This is a genomic window from Roseovarius confluentis, from assembly GCF_002917925.1.
In the GTDB taxonomy this organism is placed as follows: Bacteria; Pseudomonadota; Alphaproteobacteria; order Rhodobacterales; family Rhodobacteraceae; genus Roseovarius; species Roseovarius confluentis.
Genome location: NZ_PPFE01000009.1, coordinates 12760 through 30810 on the forward strand (window position 1 = coordinate 12760; position 18051 = coordinate 30810).

The 18051-nt window shown below is 64.2% G+C and carries 17 protein-coding genes; 16 read left to right on the forward strand and 1 reads right to left on the reverse strand.

Annotated elements, in window-relative coordinates; genetic code table 11:
* Nucleotides 1-369 precede the first annotated feature (369 nt).
* The 16 genes from bchF (at nt 370) to C2I35_RS17325 (ending at nt 17148) form a co-directional block, all read left to right on the forward strand.
* Entirely contained in the window at nt 370-870 is a 501-nt protein-coding gene (gene bchF, locus C2I35_RS17250) for a 2-vinyl bacteriochlorophyllide hydratase (RefSeq protein ID WP_103764306.1), read from the forward strand.
* On the forward strand, nt 867-2153 hold the full coding sequence (locus C2I35_RS17255) for a ferredoxin:protochlorophyllide reductase (ATP-dependent) subunit N (RefSeq protein ID WP_103764307.1): 1287 nt from the start codon (nt 867-869) through the stop codon (nt 2151-2153). Before bchF ends, C2I35_RS17255 begins: the two co-directional genes overlap by 4 nt.
* On the forward strand, nt 2150-3712 hold the full coding sequence (gene bchB / locus C2I35_RS17260; protein WP_103764308.1) for a ferredoxin:protochlorophyllide reductase (ATP-dependent) subunit B: 1563 nt from the start codon (nt 2150-2152) through the stop codon (nt 3710-3712). Before C2I35_RS17255 ends, bchB begins: the two co-directional genes overlap by 4 nt.
* A complete protein-coding gene (locus tag C2I35_RS17265) occupies nt 3702-7265 on the forward strand; it encodes a magnesium chelatase subunit H (RefSeq protein WP_103764309.1) in 3564 nt (1187 codons plus the stop codon). The genes bchB and C2I35_RS17265 overlap by 11 nt, the downstream gene beginning before the upstream one ends.
* Nucleotides 7266-7293: 28 nt before the next feature.
* Nucleotides 7294-8190: a ferredoxin:protochlorophyllide reductase (ATP-dependent) iron-sulfur ATP-binding protein gene (bchL, locus tag C2I35_RS17270; protein WP_103764310.1), complete on the forward strand. Its 897-nt coding sequence runs from the start codon at nt 7294-7296 to the stop codon at nt 8188-8190.
* Between the two features lie 112 nt (nt 8191-8302).
* Nucleotides 8303-8983, forward strand: a complete 681-nt coding sequence (bchM, locus tag C2I35_RS17275; protein WP_103764311.1) for a magnesium protoporphyrin IX methyltransferase — start codon at nt 8303-8305, stop codon at nt 8981-8983.
* On the forward strand, nt 8980-10419 hold the full coding sequence (locus C2I35_RS17280) for a PucC family protein (protein ID WP_103764312.1): 1440 nt from the start codon (nt 8980-8982) through the stop codon (nt 10417-10419). Before bchM ends, C2I35_RS17280 begins: the two co-directional genes overlap by 4 nt.
* Before the next feature lie 27 nt (nt 10420-10446).
* Nucleotides 10447-11220: a photosynthetic reaction center subunit H gene (gene puhA / locus C2I35_RS17285; protein WP_103764313.1), complete on the forward strand. Its 774-nt coding sequence runs from the start codon at nt 10447-10449 to the stop codon at nt 11218-11220.
* 28 nt (nt 11221-11248) lie between these two features.
* On the forward strand, nt 11249-11911 hold the full coding sequence (gene puhB, locus C2I35_RS17290) for a photosynthetic complex putative assembly protein PuhB (RefSeq protein WP_103764429.1): 663 nt from the start codon (nt 11249-11251) through the stop codon (nt 11909-11911).
* Between the two features lie 17 nt (nt 11912-11928).
* Nucleotides 11929-12402, forward strand: a complete 474-nt coding sequence (gene puhC, locus C2I35_RS17295) for a photosynthetic complex assembly protein PuhC (protein WP_103764314.1) — start codon at nt 11929-11931, stop codon at nt 12400-12402.
* 17 nt (nt 12403-12419) lie between these two features.
* Entirely contained in the window at nt 12420-12716 is a 297-nt protein-coding gene (locus C2I35_RS17300; RefSeq protein WP_103764315.1) for an O2-dependent cyclase accessory protein, read from the forward strand.
* Nucleotides 12713-13843, forward strand: coding sequence for a magnesium-protoporphyrin IX monomethyl ester (oxidative) cyclase (acsF, locus tag C2I35_RS17305; RefSeq protein ID WP_103764316.1), 1131 nt, complete (start codon nt 12713-12715; stop codon nt 13841-13843). The genes C2I35_RS17300 and acsF overlap by 4 nt, the downstream gene beginning before the upstream one ends.
* A gap of 97 nt (nt 13844-13940) precedes the next feature.
* Complete coding sequence (gene puhE / locus C2I35_RS17310; RefSeq protein WP_103764317.1) at nt 13941-14759, forward strand: putative photosynthetic complex assembly protein PuhE; 819 nt, start codon at nt 13941-13943, stop codon at nt 14757-14759.
* Nucleotides 14749-15963, forward strand: coding sequence for a 5-aminolevulinate synthase (gene hemA, locus C2I35_RS17315; RefSeq protein ID WP_103764318.1), 1215 nt, complete (start codon nt 14749-14751; stop codon nt 15961-15963). The genes puhE and hemA overlap by 11 nt, the downstream gene beginning before the upstream one ends.
* 124 nt (nt 15964-16087) lie before the next feature.
* Complete coding sequence (locus C2I35_RS17320) at nt 16088-16510, forward strand: c-type cytochrome (protein WP_103764430.1); 423 nt, start codon at nt 16088-16090, stop codon at nt 16508-16510.
* A 101-nt stretch (nt 16511-16611) separates the two neighbouring features.
* Nucleotides 16612-17148, forward strand: coding sequence for a putative glycolipid-binding domain-containing protein (locus C2I35_RS17325; protein WP_103764319.1), 537 nt, complete (start codon nt 16612-16614; stop codon nt 17146-17148).
* A 6-nt stretch (nt 17149-17154) separates the two neighbouring features.
* Here C2I35_RS17325 and C2I35_RS17330 read toward each other — a convergent pair whose 3' ends face one another.
* Nucleotides 17155-17955 carry a MauE/DoxX family redox-associated membrane protein gene (locus C2I35_RS17330; RefSeq protein ID WP_211286176.1) on the reverse strand — a complete coding sequence of 267 codons (801 nt, stop codon included), beginning with the start codon at nt 17953-17955 and terminating at the stop codon, nt 17155-17157.
* Nucleotides 17956-18051: the final 96 nt, after the last annotated feature.

Genomic DNA, 18051 nt, shown 5'->3' on the forward strand with positions numbered 1-18051 from the left:
GCCGGAGCCTTTTCTGTCAGAGGACTCTCCCACGCGCTTCTCCCCCGCGTTCGACAACATGACTGTGCCCGCAGGCGTCAGGCACGTATGTAGTCTCAATTAGTCTGCGCCCGCCGCGCCTCAATGTCAATTTTTCCTGACATACACGCATGACGCGATCATTTAATCCCCTGTTTTCCAGAACTTTATTTCTTGAATCCAAGATCTGAGCGACGCGAAAACACCTTTGAAAATCACATATGTTCGAGTCGCGCCCCGCTCTCACGTGTCGACAGATCACAACGGATCAAGGTGTAAATTTTAGTTGACACTTTGAAGCCCGCGCCCCTAGCATCGTGCTACGACCTTACGGTCTGCGAGGGGGAGTCAATGACGCTTCAAGCGCCACCAAAAACGAGCCCGGGCCTGCTCTACACACCCGAACAGCGCGCCCGTCGCGATGCCAGTATCTGGACACTCGTTCAGGGCGTTCTCGCGCCCGCTCAATTCCTTGTCTTTCTCGTCTCGCTCGGCCTCGTGCTGCGCTACCTATGGACGGGCGAAGGCTATACGCTGGCCACGTGGTCGATCCTGGTCAAGACCGGCTTCCTCTACCTGATCATGGTCACCGGGGCGATCTGGGAGAAAATCGTTTTCGGTCAATACCTTTTCGCCAGCGCTTTCTTCTGGGAGGACGTGTTCAGCTTTGCGGTCATCGCGTTGCACACGGCCTATCTATGGGCGCTTTTCACGGCCGCATTGTCCCCTCAAGGTTTGATGATCCTGGCGCTCGCGGCCTATGCCGCCTACGCAATCAACGCCACCCAGTTCCTGCTCAAACTGCGCGCGGCGCGGCTTCAGTCGGCAAGCCCGTCAGAGGTGCCGGCATGACCGACGAAACCACGCCTCTTCCGGCCACCGGATGCCGTGACGCCCCGGTCCTGAAACAGCGCGGTCAGCACGAAGTCTTCTGCGGACTGACGGGAATCATCTGGCTGCACCGCAAAATGCAGGACGCGTTCTTTCTGGTCGTGGGCTCGCGCACCTGCGCCCATCTGCTGCAATCCGCCGCCGGCGTGATGATCTTCGCCGAGCCGCGTTTCGGCACCGCGATTCTGGAGGAAACCGACCTTGCCGGCCTCGCCGATGCCCAAGCCGAGCTTGAGCGCGAGGTCGCCCGCCTGCTGGAGCGCCGCAAGGATATCCGCCAGCTCTTTCTCGTGGGCTCCTGCCCATCCGAGGTGATCAAGCTGGATCTGGCCCGCGCCGCCGAAAAGCTGTCGCTGCAACACGCCCCCCATGTGCGGGTGCTGAATTACTCGGGTTCCGGCATCGAGACCACCTTCACCGAGGGCGAGGACGCGTGCCTCGCTTCGATGGTCCCGGTCCTGCCGAAAACGGACGAGCATCAGCTTCTCGTGGTCGGCGCCCTGCCCGACGTGGTCGAGGACCAGATGCTCGACCTTCTGTCCAAGATGGGCATCGGGAACGTGAAAGTGCTGCCAGCGCGCCGCGCCGACAGCACTCTCGCGGTTGGTCCCAACACCTCTTTCATCCTCACCCAGCCTTTCCTCGGCGGCACCCTCGCCGCACTTGGAAAGCGCGGGGCGCGTCACATTCCTGCGCCTTTCCCGTTCGGCGAAGAAGGCACCACCGCGTGGCTTCGCGCCGTGGCAATGGAGTTCGGTGTCGACATCACCCTGTTCGACACTGTAACACACGCGCCCCGCGCACGGGCCAAAAAAGCGATCTCGCAGGCGGCAGAGAAACTGGACGGCAAGTCCGTCTTCTTTTTCCCCGACAGCCAGCTTGAGATCCCGCTGGCCCGGTTTCTCACCCGCGAATGCGGGATGAGCGCCATCGAAGTGGGCGCACCTTACATCCACAAGGGCGTTGTCGGCCCGGATCTCGACTTGTTGGAAGAGGGCCCGACACTCTCCGAAGGCCAGGACGTGGAGATGCAGCTCGACCGCTGCCGCGTCGCCCAGCCCGACCTGACGGTCTGCGGCCTTGGCCTCGCCAACCCGCTTGAGGCCGAGGGAATGGCCACCAAGTGGGCCATCGAACTCGTGTTCACCCCGGTGCATTTCTACGAACAGGCCGGTGACCTTGCGGGTCTCTTCTCCCGCACACTGCATCGCCGCGCCAAGCTGCGGCTGGAGGCGGCGGAATGAAGCTGTCGGTCTGGACATATGAGGGCCCACCGCATGTCGGCGCCCTGCGCGTCGCCACCGCGATGAAGGGCCTGCATTACGTCCTGCACGCGCCGCAGGGCGACACCTATGCCGACCTGCTCTTCACCATGATCGAGCGGCGCAACCACCGCCCGCCCGTCACGTACACGACATTTCAGGCCCGCGACCTGGGAGCGGACACGGCAAATCTTTTCAAAACCGCGGCTCAGGCGGCCTATGAGCGGTTTCAGCCACAGGCGATGATCGTCGGCGCTTCCTGCACCGCCGAACTGATTCAGGACGACCCCGGAGGCATGGCCGAGCAGATGGGCTTGCCCTGTCCGGTGATCGCGCTGGAACTGCCCAGCTACCAGCGCAAGGAAAACTTCGGCGCCGATGAAACCCTGTTTCAGCTGGTGCGCAACCTCGCCCGCCCGATGGAGCGCACGGGCCATGTGACCGCCAACCTGATCGGCCCCACGGCCCTCGGCTTTCGCCACCGCGACGACATCACCGAGGTGACCGCCCTGCTCGAGGACATGGGGATCTCCGTCAACGTCTGCGCGCCTTTTGACGCAACACCCCAGGATCTCACCCGGCTAGGTGCCGCGCATTTCAACGTGCTGATGTATCCCGAAACCGGCGAGGCCGCCTGCCGCTGGATGGAACGTGAACTGGGCCAACCCTTCACGAAAACCATACCGATCGGTGTCGGCGCCACCCGCGATTTCATCGCCGAGGTGGCCGAGATCACGGGGCAAGAGCCAAACCTCGACGTCAGCCGCCTGCGCCTGCCGTGGTACTCGGCCTCGGTCGATTCCACCTACCTCACCGGCAAGCGCGTGTTCCTCTTCGGCGACGGCACGCATGTCGCCGCCGCCGCGCGCGTCGCCCGCGACGAGATGGGGTTCGAGGTGGTCGGCCTTGGGTGCTACAACCGCGAGATGGCCCGCCCGATCCGCGCGCTGGCCAAGGCCTACGGCGTCGAGGCGCTGATCACCGACGACTACCTCGACGTCGAACAGCGGATCAAGGAACTGGCGCCCGAGATGATCCTCGGCACCCAGATGGAGCGCCATATCGGCAAGCGCCTTGGCATCCCCTGCGCCGTCATCTCCGCCCCCGTCCACGTTCAGGACTTCCCGGCACGCTACAGCCCGCAAATGGGCATCGAAGGCGCAAACGTCATCTTCGACACCTGGGTCCACCCGCTGGTCATGGGGCTGGAAGAGCACCTGCTGCACATGTTCCGCGACGACTTCGAATTCCACGACGACGCGGGCGCCAGCCACCATGGGCACAAGGCGGTCGACCGCAAGGCGGAAGACCGTCCCGGGCTTGACCCGGGACCTCCCGACCATCCGGCCGAAGAACCGCAACCTGCGAACGACAACAGTTCGATCACTTGGCTCGACGACGCGGAAAAGGAGCTGAAGAAGATCCCATTCTTCGTGCGCGGCAAGGCCCGCCGCAACACCGAAACCTACGCCGCCGAGCGCGGCATGACGCAGATCAGCCTCGATACTCTGTACGAGGCAAAGGCCCATTATGCGCGATGACGCCATGATAACCCGGCCTTACAAGGTCGTGATCCTGACGCTGGACAGCCATGCCGCAGGACCTTGCGAACGCGCGGCACTGAACCTCGGCATGGATTTCCCGGGTCTGGAACTCAAGGTCCACGCCGCCGCCGAATGGGGTGAAAGCGACGCCGCTCTGGCCGCCGCCCGCGCCGACATCGCCTCGGGTGACATCCTCATCGCCAACCTTCTCTTCCTCGAAGACCACATCAACGCGATCCTGCCTGACCTCGAAGCGCGGCGCGAAAATTGCGACGCGCTGGCGGGCATCATTGCCGACGCCAAGATCGTGCGCCTGACGCGCATGGGCACGCTCGACATGCAGGCCCCGGAATCCGGCACGCGCAAGCTGATGAAAAAGTTGCGCGGCCAGACCAAGCAGAATGTCGACAGCGGCGCCAAGAAGATGAAGATGCTCCGCCGCCTGCCCCGCATCCTCAAGCTCATCCCCGGCAAGGCGCAGGACCTGCGCGCCTGGTTTCTGACGATGCAATACTGGCTCGGCGCGTCGGACGAGAATGTCGAAGGCCTGATCCGCTTCCTCATTTCGCGCTACTGCCGCCACGATGATTGGCGCGGCGCGCGCGTGGCCCTGCCCGTGGAATATCCCGATACCGGGCTTTTCCACCCCGACCTGCCCGACCGCATCACCACCGACCCCGCCGACCTGCCGGGCCACATCCCCGGCGCGCCCACTGTCGGCCTCCTGATGATGCGCTCCTATGTCCTGTCCGGCGACACCGCGCATTACGACGGCGTCATCCGCACCCTTCATGCCCGTGGCCTCAATGTATTGCCCGCCTTCGCCGGCGGTCTTGACGGCCGGCCCGCCATCGATGCGTTCTTCCGCACCGAGCGTGGCCCGAAGATCGACGCGCTTGTCTCGCTGACCGGCTTCAGCCTCGTCGGCGGCCCAGCCTATAACGACAACGACGCGGCCATCGCGGTGCTCAACGACCTCGATCTGCCCTACATCGCCGCCCATCCGCTGGAATTCCAGACACTGGGCCAATGGGCCGACTCGCCCCAGGGCCTCGGCCCGATAGAAACGACGATGCTCATCGCCCTGCCGGAACTCGACGGCGCGACCTGCCCCACCGTTTTCGCCGGCCGCCACGGCCCCGAGGGCTGCACCGGCTGCGCCCATGCCTGCAAGGCGGCTCCGGACAACAAGGCCATGGCCCCTTGCCCCGAGCGCATCGACAGCCTGGTCGAGAAAACCGAGCGCCTGATCCGCCTGCGCCGCCGCAAGCCGGCCGAAAAGAAAGTCGCCATCGTCCTCTTCGGCTTCCCGCCCAACGCAGGCGCCGTGGGCACTGCCGCCTATCTGTCCGTCTTCGAAAGCCTGCACAACACCATGCGGGAAATGCAGGCCCAGGGCTACGACATCGAGGTACCCGAAACCGTCGACGCCCTGCGCGCCGCCATCCTGCAAGGCAACGCCGCCCAATACGGGCAAGAGGCCAATGTCGCCGCCCATGTCAGCGCCGACACCATCGTCGCAAACGCGCCCCACCTTTCCGAGATCGAAGAGGTCTGGGGCCCCGCTCCCGGTAAGGTGCAATCCGACGGGCGCGGCGTCTTCGTGCTGGGCCAGGATTTCGGCAACGTCTTTGTCGGCATCCAACCCGCTTTCGGCTACGAAGGCGATCCGATGCGCCTGCTCTTCGAGCGCGGCTTCGCGCCCACCCATGCCTTCGTGCAATTCTACCAGTGGCTGCGCAACACCTACCAGGCCGACGCCATCCTGCATTTCGGCATGCATGGCGCGCTGGAATTCATGCCGGGCAAGCAGGCGGGTGTCGGCCCGCGCGACTGGCCCGACCGCCTGATCGGCGAGATGCCCAACATCTACCTTTACGCGGCCAACAACCCGTCCGAGGCCAGCCTCGCCAAGCGCCGCTCCGGCGCCGTCACCATTTCGCACCTCACCCCGCCACTGGCCACCGCCGGGCTCTACAAGGGTCTGGCCGAGCTGAAAGACAGCCTGACCCGCTGGCGCGCCACGCGCCCCGGCGCGTCTGAGCGCGCCGATCTGGAAACCCTCATCGCCGAACAGGCCGAGGCCGTCGACCTGGGCGACACTGACCCCGAAACGCTCTGGCTGAAACTGCTGGAAACCGAGGATGCCCTGATCCCCGAGGGTCTGCATGTCGTGGGCCGGCCCATGTCCGACACGGCCCGCGCCGAGTATCTCGATCTCATGGCCGACGCCGATGCCGCGACCCGCGCAACTGCCGACAAACATCTGCGGGAAAGCACCGAGATCCCCGCGATCCTGCACGCGCTGGCGGGCGGCTATACCGCGCCGGTGCATGGCGGCGACCTCGTCCGCTCACCCGACATCCTGCCCACGGGCCGGAACATTCACGCGTTCGACCCGTTCCGCATGCCGTCGGAATTCGCCTGCCGCGAAGGAGCCGCACAGGCGCAGCTTCTGCTGGACACTCACAAGACCCTGCCGCGCACCGTGGCGATCGTCCTTTGGGGCTCCGACAACATCAAGTCCGATGGCTCGCAACTGGCGCAGGCCCTGGCGCTCATGGGCGCCAAACCGCGCTTCGACAGTTTCGGCCGCCTTTGCGGGGCGGACCTCATACCGCTCACGGAACTGGGCCGTCCCCGCATCGACGTCATCATGACCCTGTCGGGCATCTTCCGCGACCTGCTGCCGCTTCAGACCAAGCTGCTGGCCGAGGCCGCGCTCAAGGCCGCGCAGGCAGAAGAGCCGGTCGAACAGAACTTCATCCGCGCCCATGCGCTGGCCTATGCCGAAAAGATCGGCTGCGATCTGCAAACCGCCGCCCTCCGCGTCTTTTCCAACGCCGAGGGCGCCTATGGCTCGAACGTCAACATGATGGTCGACAGCTCCGCCTTCGACGACGAGGACGAACTGGCCGACGCCTACCTGTCGCGCAAATCCTTCGCCTACGGCGTCGACGGCAAGGCCGCCGCCAATGACAAGCTCCTGCAAACCGCGCTTGGCGACGTGGAACTGGCCTACCAGAACCTCGAATCCGTCGAGCTCGGCGTCACCACGGTCGACCACTATTTCGACACGCTGGGCGGCATCTCGCGCGCGGTCAAACGCGCCCGCGGCGGCGAAGAGGCGGCGATCTACATCTCCGACACCACCCGCGGCGCGGGCAAGGTGCGCACGCTGGCCGACCAGGTCTCGCTTGAAAGCCGCTCCCGCGCGCTGAATCCCAAGTTTCACGAGGCACTGCTGCAACACGGTGCCGAAGGCGTGCGTCAGATCGAAAGCGCCTTCACCAACACGATGGGCTGGTCCGCCACTACCGGCCAGGTCGAGCCCTGGGTCTACCAGCGCTTGTCCGAGACCTTCATCCTCGACGCGGACATGCGCCAGCGCCTGGCGGAACTCAACCCGACCGCCTCCTCGCGCATGGCCAACCGCCTGCTGGAGGCGCATGCCCGCTCCTATTGGCAGCCCGATACGGACACTCTCTCGGCCCTGCGCAACGCCGCCGACTCCCTCGAAGATCACCTCGAAGGAGTCGCAGCAGAATGACACGTAACCCCGAAAGGACAGGCGACACATGAGCCCTCGCGACGACATTCCGGCCCTCAGGGGCCAAGACGGCGAAGGATCGGTTCAGGTTCACCAGGACCCATCGATGAAGATCGAAGGGGCCAAGGTCTTCTCGGTCTATGGCAAGGGCGGGATCGGCAAGTCCACCACGTCCTCGAACCTCTCGGCGGCCTTTGCCAAGATGGGCAAGCGCGTGCTGCAGATCGGCTGCGATCCCAAGCATGACAGTACCTTCACCCTGACCGGTCGCTTGCAGCCAACGGTGATCGACATCCTGAAAGAGGTCGATTTCCACCCCGAGGAACTGCGACCCGAGGATTTCGTGGCCGATGGCTGGGGCGGCGTCAAATGCGTCGAAGCAGGGGGGCCGCCCGCCGGCACCGGTTGCGGCGGCTATGTCGTGGGCCAGACGGTCAAGCTGCTGAAACAGCACCATATGCTGGAAGACACAGATGTGGTGATCTTCGACGTGCTGGGCGACGTGGTCTGCGGCGGTTTCGCGGCACCGCTGCAACATGCCGACCGCGCGGTGATCGTCACCGCGAATGACTTCGACAGCATCTACGCCATGAACCGCATCATCGCCGCGGTTCAGGCCAAGTCGGCCAACTACAAGGTCCGGCTTGCCGGGTGCGTTGCCAACCGCTCGCGAGAGACCAACGAGGTCGACCGCTATTGCGCGAAGGTCGGCTTCAACCGCATCGCGCACATGCCCGATTACGACGCCATCCGTCGTTCGCGCCTGAAAAAGAAGACCCTCTTCGAGATGCCCGACGAGGAAGACATCGTCATGGCCCGCAAGGAATACGTCCAGCTGGCCGAGACCCTCTGGCGCGGCACCGAACCGCTGGCCCCCGCCCCGATGGAAGACCGCGATATCTTCGAGCTCCTGGGGTTCGATTGATGAACTACGCCGCCGCATATCGCATTGCCGTCCCGGGCTTGACCCGGGACCTCTTGGCCAACGTCGAGGCCCCGGATCAAGTCCGGGGCGCGACACGTGCAGGGGACTCGGCATGACTTACGACCGCACATTGACCCGGGTCGAAACCTATTTCGACAAGACCGCCACCCGCACGTGGGAGGCGTTGACCAGCGATGCGCCGGTCTCGAAGATCCGGGAAACCGTGCGGCGGGGGCGGGACGCAATGCGCGAACAGATGCTGTCGCGCCTGCCCAATGACCTGCGCGGCGCGCGTATCCTCGACGCGGGCTGCGGCACCGGCGCCATGACCACCGAACTCGCCGCACGCGGGGCCGACGTGGTGGCCGTCGACATTTCGCCCTCGCTCGTGGGCATCGCCCAACGACGTCTGCCCGAAACGCTGGCCCACCGCGTGGCCTTTCACGCCGGCGACATGCTGGATGCGGGGCTGGGCCGCTTCGACCACGTTCTGGCGATGGACAGCCTGATCTACTACCGCGACGCCGATATCGCCCGGTCGCTGGCTACGCTCATGGCGCGCACATCGGGCAGGATCGTATTCACCGTCGCCCCGCGCACGCCGCTCTTGATGGGTATGTGGTACGCGGGCAAGCTCTTTCCCCGCTCCGACCGCTCGCCCACCATGATCCCGCACAGCCCCGCGCGCCTGTCGCGCGCCTATGCGCGGGCCGAAGGCACCGGCACCCTTGTGCCGCTTCAACGTGTGACCTCGGGCTTCTACATTTCCCACGCGATGGAGGTGACTGCATGAGCCGTCCTTCGCCCCTCAAGCACCTCAGCCTGCGCGCCCTGCCCTTCGCGGACGCGGCCAGCGAGGGGTTGCCGATGGGCGAACTGCTGCGGCTCTCACTGTTCCAGGTGTCAGTCGGAATGGCCACGGTCATGCTGCTGGGAACACTCAACCGCGTCATGATCGTCGAGCTTTCGGTCCCGGCCACCATCGTCGCCGTCATGATCGCCCTGCCCGTCCTGATCGCGCCCTTCCGCACTCTGCTCGGCTTCCGCTCCGACACTTACCGCAGCGCCATCGGCTGGAAGCGCGTGCCCTACCTTTGGTTCGGCTCGCTCTGGCAAATGGGCGGCCTCGCGGTGATGCCCTTTTCCCTGCTAGTCCTGTCGGGCAATACCGTCCACGACGTGCCCTTCGCGGGCGAGGTTCTGGCCGGCCTGGCCTTCCTGATGACCGGCCTCGGCCTGCACATGACCCAAACCGCCGGTCTGGCCCTCGCCACCGACCGCGCGGATGAGGCGACACGCCCGCGCGTCGTGGCGCTGCTTTACGTGATGTTCCTGCTGGGCATGGGCGTCTCCGCCATCGTCATCGGCTGGCTTCTGCGAGACTTCAGCGAATTGGCCTTGATCCGCGTCGTGCAGGGCGCGGCGCTCGCGGGCATCGTGCTCAACCTCATCGCGCTGTGGAAACAGGAAAAGATGGCGCCGATGACACACGCGGAACGCGCCGCCCCCCGCCCCCGGTTCGCCGAGGCCTGGGCCGACCTGATGTCCGGCGGTCAGGCCGGGCGTCTTCTGGCGGTGGTCTTCATCGGCACCATGGCCTTCAACATGCAGGACGTCCTGCTCGAGCCCTATGGCGGCGAAATCCTGGGCCTCTCGGTGTCGTCCACCACACTTCTGACCGCGCTCTGGGCAACGGGCGCACTGGCCGGCTTCGTCTGGACCGGTCGCTCCCTGGCGCAGGGGCGCAATGCGCACCGGCTGGCGGCCCTCGGCGTTCTGATCGGTGTCGCGGCCTTTGCCATCGTGGTCTTCGCCGCGCCGATGAACTCGACCGCGCTCTTCTTTGCCGGGGCCTGCCTGATCGGGCTGGGCGGCGGCGTCTTCGCCGTCTCGACCCTTACAGCGGCAATGACCATGACCACCCAAGACAAGGCCGGCAACGGCCTCGCGCTCGGTGCCTGGGGTGCCGCGCAGGCCACCGCGGCAGGGCTCGCCATCGCCTTTGGCGGGGGCATCCGCGACGCGGTCAATGCTGCCGCCACCTCCGGCGCATGGGGCGAGGTGCTGAACACGCCCGCCACCGGTTATACCTTTGTCTACCACACCGAAATCGCCCTTCTCTTTGTCACGCTCGCCGTGATCGGGCCACTGGTGCGCAACCCGCGCGCCGCCACCCATTCCACCCCATCGGAGGCGGCCCGCATCGGCCTGGCCGACTTCCCGACATGATGTGCCGATCCATGGAAAGGATATGCCATGAGTAACGCTTTCTTCGCCAACTTCGATCTAGCCAGTCTTTCGATCTGGCTGTTCTGGATCTTCTTCGCCGGGCTGATCATCTACATCCAGCGCGAGAACATGCGCGAGGGCTACCCCCTGGAAGATGATGACGGCAACCTGTCCGCCAACCAGGGTCCCTTCCCGATCCCGGGCGACAAGACCTTCATCCTGCCTCATGGCCGGGGCGAACTGACCGTTCCGTCGGGCCAGCGCCCCGACCGGCAGAACGTGGCGCTGCAAAAAACCGCTGCGGGCAACGGCTTTCCGTTCGAACCCACGGGCGACCCGCTTGCCGATGGCGTCGGCCCGGCCTCCTGGGCCAACCGCGAGGACGTGCCGGAACTTGACGGTCACGGCCACCCCAAGATCGTGCCGATGTCGGCCAACGAACACTTCCACGTGGCCGCGGGCCGTGACCCGCGCGGCCTGCCTGTCATGGCCGGCGACGGCGAGGTCGTGGGCATGATCACCGATCTCTGGGTCGATGAGCCTGAGCAACTGGTCCGCTATCTCGAAATCGAACTCGACGGCGATCGCGGCGGCGGCAAGCGACTGGTGCCGATGACCCTGACGCGGATCAAGAGCAACCACGTCAAGGTGCTGAAGCTCTACGGCAAGCACTTTGCCGGCGTGCCGCAACACGCCTCGCCCAACCAGGTGACCAAGCTCGAGGAAGACAAGATCTCGGCCTATTACGGCGGCGGCACGATCTATGCCGACGACGCCCGCCTCAACCCCAAGCTGGGCTGAGACAACCGGACCGACGGAGGAGACGACGATGCCCCATGACGACTTTCACGTGGAACCGGTGCCGGGCCTGCCCGAACGCCCGCCCGAGGGCGAGCAGATTCTGTGGCAGGGCCGGCCCAACTGGTGGGCGCTCACGGTGCAGTCGCTCAACCTATACTGGGTGGTGGGCTATTTCGTCGTCCTCTTTGCCTGGCGCTTCGTCACCCTATTCGATCAGGTTGGCATGGCACATGCGTTCCGGGTGTCCTTCCCTTTCCTGGTCATCGGCGCGGTGGCTGCGGCACTCCTGCTTCTGATCGGCTATGTGCAGGCCCGCGCCACCGTCTACACCATCACCAACCGACGCGTGGCGATGCGCGTCGGCGCGGCGCTGACCGTCACGCTCAACCTGCCCTTCAGCCGGATCGCCAGCGCCGATCTGGCGCTGCGCCGCTCGGGCAACGGCACCATCGCGCTCGACCTGATGGACCCGCCGCCGCTCAGCTACCTGACCTGCTGGCCTCATGTGCGGCCCTGGCACGTGCGCAAGCCGCAGCCCGCGCTGCGCGCTATCGACGACGCCGCCCGCATCGCGCGCCTCATTGCCGAGACGGCCGAGGCGCAGGTCAATGCACCAAAACTGGCCCGTATACCGGCCGAAACCGACACCGGCGCGGACGACATCGCCCCAGGCGCCGTGCCGGCGGAATGACAAGGACCTGACACGACATGGCCCAGATCGACCACATCCACGCAAACGACCGCGACGGACATGACAAGGAACTCGTCCCGCGCGCGCTGGTCTTCGCGGTCTGCACCTTCGTGCTGATCGTTCTGGCGCTGGTCAGCTGGTCGCGCCTGTCGGGCCAGCCGGTCACCTATACGCCGCCCACCGGTACCATCACGCATGAACGCACCTTCAACCTGTCGGGCGACATGTCCGGCAGCGCCACCGTGACCGACCTCGACGGCACGCTCATCGCCGACCTGAACCCGAAAGAGGGCGGGTTCATCTCGGGCGTCTGGAGGGTGATCCAGCGCGAGCGCACCAAACACCGCGTGGCCCTGGCAGGCCCGCTGACACTCGTCCGCTACGACAAAGGACGCATCGCGATCCACGACCCGTCCACGGGCTGGAGTGCCGACCTCATGGGGTTCGGCATCGACAACGCCAAGGCCTTTGCAAGGCTTTTGGCACAATAGCAAAAGGAGACGCCAAAATGGGATGGCTGACCAAAGACATAGAAAGGGCGCCCTGCACGGTCGAAGTATCGCATTGCTTTGAATCGCTGCACGCGCATGTGCGGTTCAACAACGGGGCGGTGATCCACCCCGGCGACGAGGTAAAGGTCCACGGCCCCGAGATCATGGCGCCCTTCGGCGAGGTGGTCAGCGAGGAGCGCGAGGCCACCATCGTTCGCGCCAGCAAACTGGAACAGCTCTGGACCCGCCTCACGGGTGATTTCGAGGTAATGGAGCTGTGCGAGTTTTCCTTCTCAGAGGAGGTCACGCTATGAACGCCCACACCGGAAAGCACACCGCCGACGCCACCACCGTTGAAGAGGGGCTCGCGATCGCCGAAGCGCAGGATCGCCAGTACAACGATGAAATGGCGACCGAGACGGCGATGTCCAACACATTGCTCACGCCGCGGTTCTACACCACCGATTTCGACGAGCTTGACGCCATCGACGTCAGCCCGGTGCGCGCCGAATGGGACAAGCTGATCGACCAGATGCAGGCCGACCCCAACAAGGGCCACTTCAAGAAGAACGAGGATTGGGACCATGTCGATTGGGAGGGGATGGACCCCGCCCTGAAAAAGGAATTCATCGACTTCCTGATCTCATCTTGCACCGCCGAGTTCTCGGGCTGCGTCCTCTACAAGGAGATGAAGCGCCGCGGCAACAACAAGGACATTACGCAGCTTTTCCAGTTGATGGCGCGTGACGAGGCCCGGCACGCCGGCTTCATCAACGACGCCCTGCGCGAGGCAGGGCTGCGCGTGAACCTGGGCTTCCTGACGCAAAAAAAGAAATACACCTACTTCCGCCCCAAGTTCATCTACTATGCCACCTACCTTTCGGAAAAGATCGGCTACGCGCGGTACATCACCATCTACCGCCACCTCGAGGCCAACCCCGAGCATCGCTTCCACCCGATCTTCAAGTGGTTCCGCGAATGGTGCAACGACGAGTTCAGCCATGGTGAGGCCTTCGCCCTGCTGATGAAGACCGACCCCAAGCTGACAAGCGGCAAGAACGTTTATTGGATCAAGTTCTTCCTCACGGCGGTCTACGCGACGATGTATGTCCGCGACCACCAGCGCCCGGCTTTTCATAAGGCACTCGGCGTCGATCCCGACTGGTACGCGCACGAGGTATTCACCAAGACATCCACGCTGACCAAGCAGATCTTCCCGATCACCCTGGATATCGAAAGCCCGAAATGGCAGCCGCTCCTGGAGAAACTGCAAAAGGCCAACGTAGACCTCGACGCCGCGCGCAAACAGGGCGGCCCGATGGGCTTCGTGAAGCGTCTGTCGGCGCAGGCCCGTGCAGGCACGGCCTTCGTGCGGCTGGTGCTGATCCCGTCCAAGTCGCACAAGGTGCCGGAAAACGTGCGGCTGGAGCCGGCCTACTGATGACCGGCCCTCGCCATATCGCACGACCCGCCCCGGATTTGATCCGGGGCCTCGTGCCGGCAGAGGTCCCGGGTCAGACCCGGGACCGGGCGACCCGATGCTGACCTCGCCCTGGATCGCGGCCCTTGCGGCCCTCTTTATCTGGTGGTTCTCCACCGGGGCGATCCTGATGGTGGTGCGCCATGCCGACCGGGCCGGCGGAAACGCCCGCATGATCTGCCTGCTGTCGTCGCTGCCCTTGCTGGCTCTTGGCCTCTGGGGATTCCAGGCGACCCTGTCGATGGACACGACGCTTGCCGCCTATGGCGCGTTCCTCGCGGCGCTGGCGATCTGGGGCTGGGTGGAACTCACGTTCCTGACGGGCATGATCACCGGCCCCAACCTGCGCGCCTGTCCCGACGGCCTGCCGGAATGGGAACGCTTCATCCGCGCCTGGGGTACCGTGGCCTATCACGAAACCCTGCTGACGCTGATCTTCGTCGCGATGTGGCTGCACGCCGCCGGGTCGGTGAACACGTTTGGCCTCTGGACCTTCACAATCCTCTACTTCGCGCGCATCTCGGCCAAGCTGAACCTCTATTTCGGCGTGCCGCGCATCAACACCGAATTCCTGCCCGAGGCGCTTGGCCACCTCGCCAGCCATTTCCGCATCCAGCGGCTCAACTGGGTCTTCCCGATCTCCGTGTCGGCCCTGACCTTCGCCGTGGCCTGCTGGCTGGAACGGCTCTACGCGGCCCAATCCGCATTCGACGTGGTGGGCTTCGCGCTTCTGTCGGCGATCGCCGGCCTCGCGCTTCTCGAACATTGGCTGATGGTGCTGCCATTGCCCGATGCCAAGCTCTGGCGCTGGATGCTTCCCGCGCCCAAACCGACACAAGACAAAAATACAAGACCGGAGGGATCCCATGGATTTTGATGCCATGTTCAACGCGCAGCTCGGCGCACTCAAGGAAGAGGGCAACTACCGCATCTTCGCCGAACTCGAACGCCGCTGCGGTGATTTCCCCCGGGCGCGCAGCCATGACGCCGACACCCCCGACGAGGTCACGGTCTGGTGCTCCAACGACTATCTGGGAATGGGCCAGAACGACGAAATTCGCCAAGTGATGAAGGACGCCATCGACCAGTGCGGTACCGGCGCCGGCGGCACCCGCAACATATCGGGCACCAACAAGTATCACGTGGCACTCGAACACGAATTGGCCAATCTGCACGGCAAGGAAAGTGCCCTGCTCTTCACCTCCGGCTACGTGTCCAACTGGGCCGCGCTCGGCACGCTTGGCGCGCGCCTGCCCGACGCGGTGATCCTCTCGGACGAGCTCAACCACGCCTCGATGATCGAGGGCATCCGCCACTCCCGCGCACAGAAACGCATCTGGAAGCACAACGACCCCGAAGACCTCGACCGGCAACTGGCCACGCTGCCAGCCAACGCGCCCAAGATCGTGGCATTCGAGAGCGTTTATTCCATGGATGGTGACATCTGCCCGATGCAGGAAATCGTCGAAGTGGCCGAGAAACACGGCGCCATGACCTATCTCGACGAAGTTCATGCCGTGGGCCTCTACGGCCCGCGCGGCGGCGGTGTCAGCGAGCGCGAAGGTCTGGCCGACCGCATCACCCTGATCGAGGGCACGCTGGGCAAGGCCTATGGCTGCATGGGCGGCTACATCACCGGCTCGGCCGCGATGTGCGATTTCGTCCGCAGCTTTTCCTCGGGGTTCATTTTCACCACCGCCCTGCCCCCGGCCGTGGCCGCGGCAGCGCAAGCCAGCGTCGCGCATCTCAAGCAAAGCCGCGCCGAACGTGACGCGCAACGCGACCGAGTCGCCTACCTGCGGGCCCAGCTCGACAAGCGCGGCATCCCGCACATGGACAATGCCAGCCACATCATCCCAGTGATGATCAAGGACCCGGTCAAGTGCCGGATGCTGGCAGACATCCTGATGCAGGACTGGGGCATCTACGTGCAGCCGATCAACTATCCAACCGTGCCCAAGGGCACCGAACGGCTGCGTTTCACCCCCGGCCCGCTGCACAGCTACGACGATATCGACCACCTTGTCGAAGCGCTCGGCGTCCTGTGGAAGCAGTGCGCGATAGCCCACGCCGTTGCCTGAATTTCGCTGCGGCAATCCGTCAACATGCGGAACCTTCAAACCCGCCGCAAGGTTGAGAAGATGTCGGTTGATTTGGCCTGATATCAGCTATGTCATACAGACAGCCAAACGTATGGAGGACTCAATGAAGATCCACGTTACAGCCATCGCCCTTGCCAGTCTTGCCGCCCCCGCCTTGGCCCAGGACGGTGACGCCGAAGCCGGCGAAAAAGCCTTTCGCCAGTGCAAGGCCTGCCACATGGTCATCGACGACGCGGGTGAAACCATCGTCAAGGGCGGCCAGGTCGGCCCAAACCTTTATGGCCTCGCCGGTCGCACCGCAGGCTCGGTCGAGGATTTCAATTATTCCGACCTCGTGGTCGCCGCCGGCGAAGCAGGTCTCGAATGGGACCAGGAAAGCTTTACCGGCTACGTGCAGGACCCGACGCCGTGGTTGAAAGAATACACCGGCGAAGACGGTCGCGGGAAAATGACCTTCAAGCTGCGCAAGGAAGAGGACGCCGGTGATATCTGGGCCTATCTCGCCTCGGTCGGTCCCGAAAGCTGATCCACCATCCCGCATTCGAAAAGGCCGCCTTGGAGGGCGGCCTTTTTCGTGCCGCGTTGCACGCATCATGCTAGGATACACTCAAAACAGGAGAGAGCGTCATGATCGCAGGGGCACATGCAATTCTCTGGCTGCGCGAAGACGGCAAGGGCAATGACGCCTGCCGGTTCGCTGATGCCGAGGGCGGATATCTGATCGACGGATCCTCGACCGACGCGGACGGTACCGTTCTTCGATACCGCATCCGCGCCCGTGCCGATGGCACCACCCGGCGCGTCCGCATCGGCAAGAAATCCCGCCTGAATCTGCGCCACAAGAAGGACGGCAGCTGGACGTTGAACGACGCCCCGATGCCCGGCATCCAGGGCGCCACCGATATCCTCCTCGACTTCACGCCGGCGAGCTTTACCCTGCCAATCCGCCGTCTTGCCCTCGACACTGGGGCGCAGTCCGAAATCATCGCGGCACGGCTGGACATGGCAACCGAAAAGCTTACCCCGCTTCATCTCGTTTTCCGGCGCATTTCAGAAGACACCTACGAAGTCGAAACTGTCGAGACAGGTACGACCACAAGAATTTCCGTCGATGATCATGGCATCGTGCAATCGCAGCCGGGTCACTGGACCGCGCAGGCCTGACACCTGCTAGCCGGCCACCTGGCCGGCCAGCATCCAGATCCCCATGCCCAGCATCACCAGGTTTTCGGTCAGCGAAATGAACCCCAAGGGGACGTTCGATCCGCCACCGACGCAGGCACAGGTCAACTCGCGCTTGTCGATATAGACGGCCTTGAACACGCTCCACCCACCGACAGACCCGATCAAGATCGCCACAGGCGCGACCAGCCAGATCAGCGCGCTGCCCGTACCGATCAGCGCCATCATGCCCACGCCCGCGTAAAGCTCGGCAAAGGGATAGGCATAGCCATAAGGCACGTATCGCTGCGCCAGCAGATCATAGCCCAGAAAGCCATTCACGAAGCCTTCGACATCCTGAAGCTTCTGGATGGCCAGAACCACCATTGAGCTCGCAAAGAACCATTTCAACCATGTCAGCAGCGGAAAGCCGTCATAGAGGTTCAACACGATCGCCAGCGCCATCAGCGCAGTACTGGCGAAGATCGCGATGACGGGCATGTAGGTCGTGTCGTCTTCGCCCATCACGCGATAGCCGAAATGCGCTTTCAGTTCGCTGTACCCGCCGATCCGCTTGCCGTCGATAAAGGTTTGCGGCGTCGTCTCCACCCCGTGCGCCTCCATGAACGCGTCGGTTTCCTCGCGCGTAGTCAGGGGATTGTCGTCAATCTGGTATCCGCGCCGTTTCAGCATGGACAGTGACTTCAGCCCGAAGGGACACAAATGCCCCGGCATCACCATCCGGTACAGCGACGCGGTCTTTTCACCCCCCTCGCTTTTGGAACGGGCCGTGTCGGGGCCGTCGATCATGTCCGTCGATGTCATGATGAATGCCTTTCGGGTTACTCGCTTCAAGGCAAAACGCCACGACCGGCGTGGCCGCTTCGCAATTCACTGAATCAACGG

Coding starts and splice junctions, on each gene's coding strand:
- bchL (WP_103764310.1), top strand. CDS start 7,294: ATGAGCCCTCGCGACGACATTCCGGCCCTCAGGGGCCAAGACGGCGAA.
- acsF (WP_103764316.1), top strand. CDS start 12,713: ATGAACGCCCACACCGGAAAGCACACCGCCGACGCCACCACCGTTGAA.
- C2I35_RS17325 (WP_103764319.1), top strand. CDS start 16,612: ATGATCGCAGGGGCACATGCAATTCTCTGGCTGCGCGAAGACGGCAAG.
- C2I35_RS17300 (WP_103764315.1), top strand. CDS start 12,420: ATGGGATGGCTGACCAAAGACATAGAAAGGGCGCCCTGCACGGTCGAA.
- puhA (WP_103764313.1), top strand. CDS start 10,447: ATGAGTAACGCTTTCTTCGCCAACTTCGATCTAGCCAGTCTTTCGATC.
- puhC (WP_103764314.1), top strand. CDS start 11,929: ATGGCCCAGATCGACCACATCCACGCAAACGACCGCGACGGACATGAC.
- bchB (WP_103764308.1), top strand. CDS start 2,150: ATGAAGCTGTCGGTCTGGACATATGAGGGCCCACCGCATGTCGGCGCC.
- puhE (WP_103764317.1), top strand. CDS start 13,941: ATGCTGACCTCGCCCTGGATCGCGGCCCTTGCGGCCCTCTTTATCTGG.
- hemA (WP_103764318.1), top strand. CDS start 14,749: ATGGATTTTGATGCCATGTTCAACGCGCAGCTCGGCGCACTCAAGGAA.
- C2I35_RS17320 (WP_103764430.1), top strand. CDS start 16,088: ATGAAGATCCACGTTACAGCCATCGCCCTTGCCAGTCTTGCCGCCCCC.
- C2I35_RS17280 (WP_103764312.1), top strand. CDS start 8,980: ATGAGCCGTCCTTCGCCCCTCAAGCACCTCAGCCTGCGCGCCCTGCCC.
- puhB (WP_103764429.1), top strand. CDS start 11,249: ATGCCCCATGACGACTTTCACGTGGAACCGGTGCCGGGCCTGCCCGAA.
- bchM (WP_103764311.1), top strand. CDS start 8,303: ATGACTTACGACCGCACATTGACCCGGGTCGAAACCTATTTCGACAAG.
- bchF (WP_103764306.1), top strand. CDS start 370: ATGACGCTTCAAGCGCCACCAAAAACGAGCCCGGGCCTGCTCTACACA.
- C2I35_RS17265 (WP_103764309.1), top strand. CDS start 3,702: ATGCGCGATGACGCCATGATAACCCGGCCTTACAAGGTCGTGATCCTG.
- C2I35_RS17330 (WP_211286176.1), bottom strand. CDS start 17,955: ATGATCGACGGCCCCGACACGGCCCGTTCCAAAAGCGAGGGGGGTGAA.
- C2I35_RS17255 (WP_103764307.1), top strand. CDS start 867: ATGACCGACGAAACCACGCCTCTTCCGGCCACCGGATGCCGTGACGCC.